This is a genomic window from Ornithinibacter sp. (assembly GCF_035443565.1).
Classification (GTDB): Bacteria; Actinomycetota; Actinomycetes; order Actinomycetales; family Dermatophilaceae; genus Fodinibacter.
This window is the reverse complement of sequence record NZ_DAORSO010000140.1, coordinates 1-5,728: the sequence shown is the minus strand read 5'-3', so window position 1 is coordinate 5,728 and position 5,728 is coordinate 1. Positions and strand designations below refer to the sequence as shown.

Annotated in this window: 12 protein-coding genes and 1 pseudogene; all 13 read left to right on the top strand. The window is 66.7% G+C overall.

The features are described from left to right. The first annotated feature begins 108 nt into the window (after positions 1-108). Positions 109-408 (top strand): 50S ribosomal protein L23, encoded by a 300-nt coding sequence (rplW, locus tag PLL68_RS11925; protein WP_159900926.1) that lies wholly within the window; start codon positions 109-111, stop codon positions 406-408. Positions 409-426: 18 nt separating this feature from the next. Beyond that, positions 427-1,263, top strand: a complete 837-nt coding sequence (gene rplB, locus PLL68_RS11920) for a 50S ribosomal protein L2 (RefSeq protein ID WP_159900924.1) — start codon at positions 427-429, stop codon at positions 1,261-1,263. A 12-nt stretch (positions 1,264-1,275) separates the two neighbouring features. Next, positions 1,276-1,557, top strand: a complete 282-nt coding sequence (gene rpsS, locus PLL68_RS11915) for a 30S ribosomal protein S19 (RefSeq protein WP_009775961.1) — start codon at positions 1,276-1,278, stop codon at positions 1,555-1,557. Beyond that, the gene (gene rplV, locus PLL68_RS11910) at positions 1,557-1,955 is read left to right on the top strand and encodes a 50S ribosomal protein L22 (protein ID WP_324534346.1); all 399 of its coding nucleotides are present in this window, start codon (positions 1,557-1,559) and stop codon (positions 1,953-1,955) included. Before rpsS ends, rplV begins: the two co-directional genes overlap by 1 nt. Continuing rightward, positions 1,955-2,758, top strand: coding sequence for a 30S ribosomal protein S3 (gene rpsC / locus PLL68_RS11905; RefSeq protein WP_159900920.1), 804 nt, complete (start codon positions 1,955-1,957; stop codon positions 2,756-2,758). Before rplV ends, rpsC begins: the two co-directional genes overlap by 1 nt. Positions 2,759-2,760: 2 nt before the next feature. Beyond that, on the top strand, positions 2,761-3,180 hold the full coding sequence (gene rplP / locus PLL68_RS11900; protein ID WP_324534343.1) for a 50S ribosomal protein L16: 420 nt from the start codon (positions 2,761-2,763) through the stop codon (positions 3,178-3,180). Then, positions 3,180-3,392: pseudogene (gene rpmC, locus PLL68_RS11895) on the top strand (50S ribosomal protein L29); the annotation flags it as partial. The gene rplP and the pseudogene rpmC, both read left to right, overlap by 1 nt. Before the next feature lie 47 nt (positions 3,393-3,439). Beyond that, the gene (gene rpsQ, locus PLL68_RS11890) at positions 3,440-3,712 is read left to right on the top strand and encodes a 30S ribosomal protein S17 (protein WP_159900914.1); all 273 of its coding nucleotides are present in this window, start codon (positions 3,440-3,442) and stop codon (positions 3,710-3,712) included. Continuing rightward, positions 3,709-4,077, top strand: coding sequence for a 50S ribosomal protein L14 (rplN, locus tag PLL68_RS11885; protein ID WP_159900912.1), 369 nt, complete (start codon positions 3,709-3,711; stop codon positions 4,075-4,077). Before rpsQ ends, rplN begins: the two co-directional genes overlap by 4 nt. Before the next feature lie 3 nt (positions 4,078-4,080). Beyond that, on the top strand, positions 4,081-4,428 hold the full coding sequence (gene rplX / locus PLL68_RS11880) for a 50S ribosomal protein L24 (RefSeq protein WP_159900910.1): 348 nt from the start codon (positions 4,081-4,083) through the stop codon (positions 4,426-4,428). Positions 4,429-4,433: 5 nt separating this feature from the next. After that, positions 4,434-4,994, top strand: a complete 561-nt coding sequence (gene rplE / locus PLL68_RS11875; RefSeq protein ID WP_324534340.1) for a 50S ribosomal protein L5 — start codon at positions 4,434-4,436, stop codon at positions 4,992-4,994. Between the two features lie 3 nt (positions 4,995-4,997). Continuing rightward, entirely contained in the window at positions 4,998-5,183 is a 186-nt protein-coding gene (locus PLL68_RS11870; protein WP_145229691.1) for a type Z 30S ribosomal protein S14, read from the top strand. 142 nt (positions 5,184-5,325) lie between these two features. Further along, complete coding sequence (gene rpsH, locus PLL68_RS11865; protein ID WP_159900906.1) at positions 5,326-5,724, top strand: 30S ribosomal protein S8; 399 nt, start codon at positions 5,326-5,328, stop codon at positions 5,722-5,724. Positions 5,725-5,728: the final 4 nt, after the last annotated feature.

Below are 5,728 nucleotides of genomic sequence, written 5' to 3'. Positions count from 1 at the left end.
CGACAAGCCGGCCAAGGCCAAGAAGGCCGACAAGGCCGACAAGCCCGCGAAGGCCGACAAGCCCGCGAAGGCCAAGAAGGCCGACAAGGCTGATGTGGAGGACGACAAGTGAGCCAGGGCAAGAACCCCCGCGACATCCTGATCGCGCCGGTGGTGTCCGAGAAGTCCTACGGGCTGCTCGACCAGGGCAAGTACACCTTCATCGTCGACCCGCGGTCGAACAAGACCGAGATCAAGATCGCCGTCGAGCAGATCTTCAACGTGAAGGTCGACTCGGTCCACACCATGAACCGCGTGGGCAAGGCCCGTCGTACGCGGTTCGGCATCGGCAAGCGCAAGGACACCAAGCGCGCGATCGTCACCCTCCGCGAGGGCTCGATCGACATCTTCGGCAGCGCCGGCGCCTGAGGAAGCTGAGGACAAACCATGGGTATCCGTAAGTACAAGCCGACGACGCCGGGGCGTCGCGGGTCGAGCGTGGCCGACTTCGTCGAGGTCACCCGCTCCACCCCCGAGAAGTCCCTCGTCCGTCCGCTCACCAAGACCGGTGGCCGCAACAACAACGGCCGCATCACCACCCGTCACATCGGTGGTGGCCACAAGCGTGCCTACCGCGTCATCGACTTCCGTCGCCACGACAAGGACGGCATCCCGGCGAAGGTCGCTCACATCGAGTACGACCCGAACCGCACCGCGCGGATCGCGCTCCTGCACTTCGCCGATGGCGAGAAGCGCTACATCCTGGCCCCCAAGGGCCTGGAGCAGGGCATGCAGATCGAGCACGGGCCGAGCGCCGACATCAAGCCCGGCAACAACCTGCCGCTGCGCAACATCCCGACCGGTACGGTCATCCACGCCGTCGAGCTGAAGCCCGGTGGCGGCGCGAAGATCGCCCGTTCGGCCGGTGTGCGCGTGCAGCTCGTCGCCAAGGACGGCCCCTACGCGCAGCTGCGCATGCCGTCCGGTGAGATCCGCAACGTCGACGTGCGCTGCCGCGCCACCGTCGGCGAGGTCGGCAACGCCGAGCAGTCGAACATCAACTGGGGCAAGGCCGGCCGCATGCGCTGGAAGGGCAAGCGCCCGACCGTCCGCGGTGTCGTGATGAACCCCGTCGACCACCCGCACGGTGGTGGCGAGGGCCGCACGTCCGGTGGTCGTCACCCCGTGTCCCCCTGGGGCAAGCCCGAGGGTCGCACCCGCCGCCCCGGCAAGCCCAGCGACAAGCTCATCGTTCGTCGCCGCCGTACTGGCAAGAAGCGCTGATAGGAGCCTGGAATGCCTCGTAGCCTGAAAAAGGGCCCCTTCATCGATGACCACCTTCAGAAGAAGGTGGATGTCCAGAACGAAGCGGGCACCAAGAACGTCATCAAGACCTGGTCGCGCCGGTCGGTCATCTCGCCCGACATGCTCGGCCACACCCTCGCCGTCCACGACGGCCGCAAGCACGTCCCGGTGTTCGTCACCGAGTCGATGGTCGGCCACAAGCTCGGCGAGTTCGCACCGACGCGCACCTTCAAGGGTCACGTCAAGGACGACAAGAAGGGGCGTCGTCGCTGATGGCCACCGAAACCACTGTCACCGAGGCTCGCGCTGTCGCGCGCCACGTCCGGGTGACCCCGCAGAAGGCCCGTCGGGTCATCGACCTCATCCGCGGCAAGCAGGCCACGGATGCCGTGTCGGTCCTGAAGTTCGCGCCCCAAGGTGCGGCCGAGCCGATCCTGAAGGTCCTCGAGTCCGCGATCGCCAACGCCCGGTTCAAGGCTGACGCCGCCGCCGTGCGCTTCGACGAGCGTGACCTCATCATCGCCTCCGCGTTCATCGACGAGGGGCCCACCATGAAGCGTTTCCGTCCGCGGGCCCAGGGCCGCGCCGGTCGCATCAACAAGCGCACGAGCCACATCACCGTGGTCGTCGCTCCCAAGCCCGCCAAGGCCACGAACGGAGGCAATCGCTGATGGGACAGAAGGTCAACCCGCACGGCTTCCGTCTGGGCATCACCACCGAGCACCGCAGCCGCTGGTTCGCCGACTCCACCAAGGAGGGTCAGCGCTACCGCGACTACGTCAAGGAGGACGTGGCGATCCGCAAGCTCATGTCTGAGGGCATGGACCGCGCCGGCATCGCCCGCGTCGACATCGAGCGCACCCGTGACCGGGTTCGCGTCGACATCCACACCGCCCGTCCGGGCATCGTCATCGGTCGCCGTGGCGCCGAGGCCGACCGCATCCGCGGCGAGCTCGAGAAGCTCACCGGCAAGCAGGTGCAGCTCAACATCCTCGAGGTCAAGAACCCCGAGGTCGAGGCCCAGCTCGTCGCGCAGGGCATCGCCGAGCAGCTCAGCGCTCGCGTGTCGTTCCGTCGCGCCATGCGCAAGGGCATGCAGTCCGCCACCCGCGCCGGTGCCAAGGGCATCCGTGTCCAGGTGTCCGGTCGTCTCGGCGGCGCCGAGATGAGCCGCACCGAGTTCTACCGCGAAGGCCGTGTGCCGCTGCACACCCTGCGCGCGCAGATCGACTACGGCTTCTACGAGGCCAAGACCACCTTCGGCCGCATCGGCGTCAAGGTGTGGATCTACAAGGGCGACATGACGGCTCGTGAGCTCGCCGCCCAGCAGGCCACCGCACCCCGCCAGAACCGCGGCCCCCGTCGTGACGGCGCAGACCGTCCGGCCCGTGCCCGCCGCAGCGACGCCCCCGCCCCCGTGGCCGAGGCTCCCGCTGAGCAGGCTCCGGTCGCCGCGAGCACCGAGGAGTCCTGACCATGTTGATTCCCCGTCGAGTCAAGCACCGCAAGCAGCACCACCCGGGTCGCTCGGGCGCTGCCAAGGGTGGTACCTCGCTGGCCTTCGGCGACTACGGCATCCAGGCGCTCACGCCGGCCTATGTCACCAACCGTCAGATCGAGTCCGCGCGTATCGCGATGACCCGCTACATCAAGCGTGGCGGAAAGGTCTGGATCAACATCTACCCGGACCGTCCGCTCACGAAGAAGCCTGCCGAGACCCGCATGGGTTCCGGTAAGGGTTCGCCGGAGTGGTGGATCGCCAACGTCAAGCCGGGCCGTGTCATGTTCGAGGTCTCCGGTGTTTCCGAGGAGATCGCCCGCGAGGCCATGCGTCTCGCGATGCACAAGTTGCCGATGAAGTGTCGCTTCGTCCGGCGTGAGGGTGGTGACTTCTGATGGCAGTCGGTTCCCAGGACCTGACCTCCAAGGAGCTGCGGGGTCTCGAGGACGAGCGACTCGTCGACGAGCTGCGCAAGGCCAAGGAGGAGCTGTTCAACCTCCGCTTCCAGTCGGCCACGGGCCAGCTGGACAACCACGGTCGGCTGCGCGCCGTCCGCAAGGACATCGCCCGGATCTACACCGAGATGCGTGAGCGCGAGCTCGGCATCGGCGTGAAGGGTGACGCCAAGTGAGCGAGACGACGAAGGATGAGAACGTGACCGACACCCAGGGTGCGGACCGCAACGACCGCAAGACCCGCCAGGGCTACGTCGTGAGCGACAAGATGGACAAGACCGTCGTGGTCGAGGTCGAGGACCGCGTCAAGCACGCGCTCTACGGCAAGGTCATGCGGCGCTCGAGCAAGGTCAAGGCGCACGACGAGGCCAACGCCGCCGGCGTCGGTGACCGCGTCCTCATCATGGAGACCCGCCCGCTCAGCGCGACCAAGCGCTGGCGCGTGGTGGAGATTTTGGAGAAGGCCAAGTGATTCAGCAGGAGTCGCGACTGCGCGTCGCCGACAACACCGGTGCCAAGGAGATCCTGTGCATCCGTGTTCTCGGTGGCTCCGGTCGCCGGTATGCGGGAATCGGCGACACGATCGTCGCCACCGTCAAGGACGCGATCCCGGGCGGCAACGTCAAGAAGGGCGACGTCGTCAAGGCGGTCATCGTCCGCACGAAGAAGGAGCGTCGTCGTGCTGACGGCTCCTACATCAAGTTCGATGAGAACGCGGCAGTGATCCTCAAGAACGACGGTGACCCCCGGGGCACCCGCATCTTCGGCCCCGTGGGCCGTGAGCTGCGCGAGAAGAAGTTCATGAAGATCATCAGCCTCGCTCCGGAGGTGCTCTGAGCCATGGCGTCGATGAAGATCAAGAAGGGTGACACCGTCCAGGTGCTCACCGGCAAGGACAAGGGCGCCACGGGCAAGGTCATCGCGGTCAACCGTGAGACCAGCCGCGTGACGGTCGAGGGTGTCAACCGGGTCACCCGGCACACCAAGGCCGGCCAGTCCTCCCGGGGCAGCCGCACCGGTGGGCTCGTCGTCCAGGAAGCGCCCATCCACGTGAGCAACGTGGCGGTCGTGGACCCGTCCGACAAGAAGCCGACCCGGATCAAGACCCGCGTCGAGACCGTCGAGCGTGACGGCCGCCAGAAGGCGAGCCGTGTGCGCGTCGGCGTGCGCTCGGGCAAGGACCTGTGAGAGACATGGCAGACACTGCAACCAAGCCGCGCCTGAAGACGCGCTACCAGGACGAGATCAAGCCCGCCCTGCGTGAGCAGTTCGACTACTCGAACGTCATGCAGATCCCGGGTGTCGTCAAGGTCGTCGTCAACATGGGTGTCGGCGACGCCGCCAAGGACAGCAAGCTCATCGAGGGCGCGGTTCGCGACCTCACGGCCATCACCGGTCAGAAGCCGGTCGTGACCAAGGCTCGCAAGTCCATCGCCCAGTTCAAGCTGCGTGAGGGCATGCCGATCGGCACGCACACCACGCTGCGTGGCGACCGCATGTGGGAGTTCCTCGACCGCCTCGTGAGCACGGCCCTGCCGCGCATCCGCGACTTCCGTGGCCTGTCGCCCAAGCAGTTCGACGGCCGTGGCAACTACACCTTCGGTCTGACCGAGCAGTCGATGTTCCACGAGATCGACCAGGACAAGATCGACCGCGTCCGCGGCATGGACATCACGGTCGTCACCACGGCGACGAACGACGACGAGGGACGCGCGCTGCTCAAGGCGCTCGGCTTCCCGTTCAAGGAGAACTGAGCAATGGCCAAGACTGCCCTCGTCAACAAGGCGAACAAGAAGCCGAAGTTCGCGGTTCGCGGCTACACCCGCTGCCAGCGCTGCGGCCGTCCGCACTCGGTCTACCGCAAGTTCGGCCTGTGCCGGATCTGCCTGCGGGAGATGGCCCACCGCGGCGAGCTCCCCGGCGTCACCAAGTCTTCCTGGTGAACCCACGGGATGCCGGCCGGTCACCGACCCGGCATCCCACCCGCCGCACCACGCGGCATCCATGAACCACACCATCTACATCGCAGGTCCGCCCGGCCACCCGGCCGGGAGGAAACCGTGATGAGGGAGGGCGGAAGCCCCAATGACCATGACCGACCCGATCGCGGACATGTTGACCCGCGTCCGTAACGCCAACTCGGCGCACAAGGACGCAGTCTCCATGCCGTTCTCGAAGCTCAAGAGCCACATCGCGGAGATCCTCGAGGCCGAGGGTTACATCGCCGGTTGGACCGTCGAGGACGCCGAGGTGGGCCAGACGCTCACCATCAACCTCAAGTACGGCCCCAACCGCGAGCGTTCCATCGCCGGTGTGCGCCGCGTCTCCAAGCCGGGCCTGCGCGTGTACGCCAAGTCCACCAACCTGCCGAAGGTTCTCGGTGGCCTGGGTGTCGCGATCATCTCGACGTCGTCCGGCCTGCTGACTGACCGTCAGGCCGCCAACAAGGGTGTGGGTGGGGAAGTCCTCGCCTACATCTGGTAAGGGG

What these genes read in the sequence shown, in the direction of transcription:
- rplB (WP_159900924.1), top strand. Translation starts at nt 427, where the DNA reads ATGGGTATCCGTAAGTACAAGCCGACGACGCCGGGGCGTCGCGGGTCG.
- rpsS (WP_009775961.1), top strand. Translation starts at nt 1,276, where the DNA reads ATGCCTCGTAGCCTGAAAAAGGGCCCCTTCATCGATGACCACCTTCAG.
- rplV (WP_324534346.1), top strand. Translation starts at nt 1,557, where the DNA reads ATGGCCACCGAAACCACTGTCACCGAGGCTCGCGCTGTCGCGCGCCAC.
- rpsC (WP_159900920.1), top strand. Translation starts at nt 1,955, where the DNA reads ATGGGACAGAAGGTCAACCCGCACGGCTTCCGTCTGGGCATCACCACC.
- rplP (WP_324534343.1), top strand. Translation starts at nt 2,761, where the DNA reads ATGTTGATTCCCCGTCGAGTCAAGCACCGCAAGCAGCACCACCCGGGT.
- rplX (WP_159900910.1), top strand. Translation starts at nt 4,081, where the DNA reads ATGGCGTCGATGAAGATCAAGAAGGGTGACACCGTCCAGGTGCTCACC.
- rplE (WP_324534340.1), top strand. Translation starts at nt 4,434, where the DNA reads ATGGCAGACACTGCAACCAAGCCGCGCCTGAAGACGCGCTACCAGGAC.
- PLL68_RS11870 (WP_145229691.1), top strand. Translation starts at nt 4,998, where the DNA reads ATGGCCAAGACTGCCCTCGTCAACAAGGCGAACAAGAAGCCGAAGTTC.
- rpsH (WP_159900906.1), top strand. Translation starts at nt 5,326, where the DNA reads ATGACCATGACCGACCCGATCGCGGACATGTTGACCCGCGTCCGTAAC.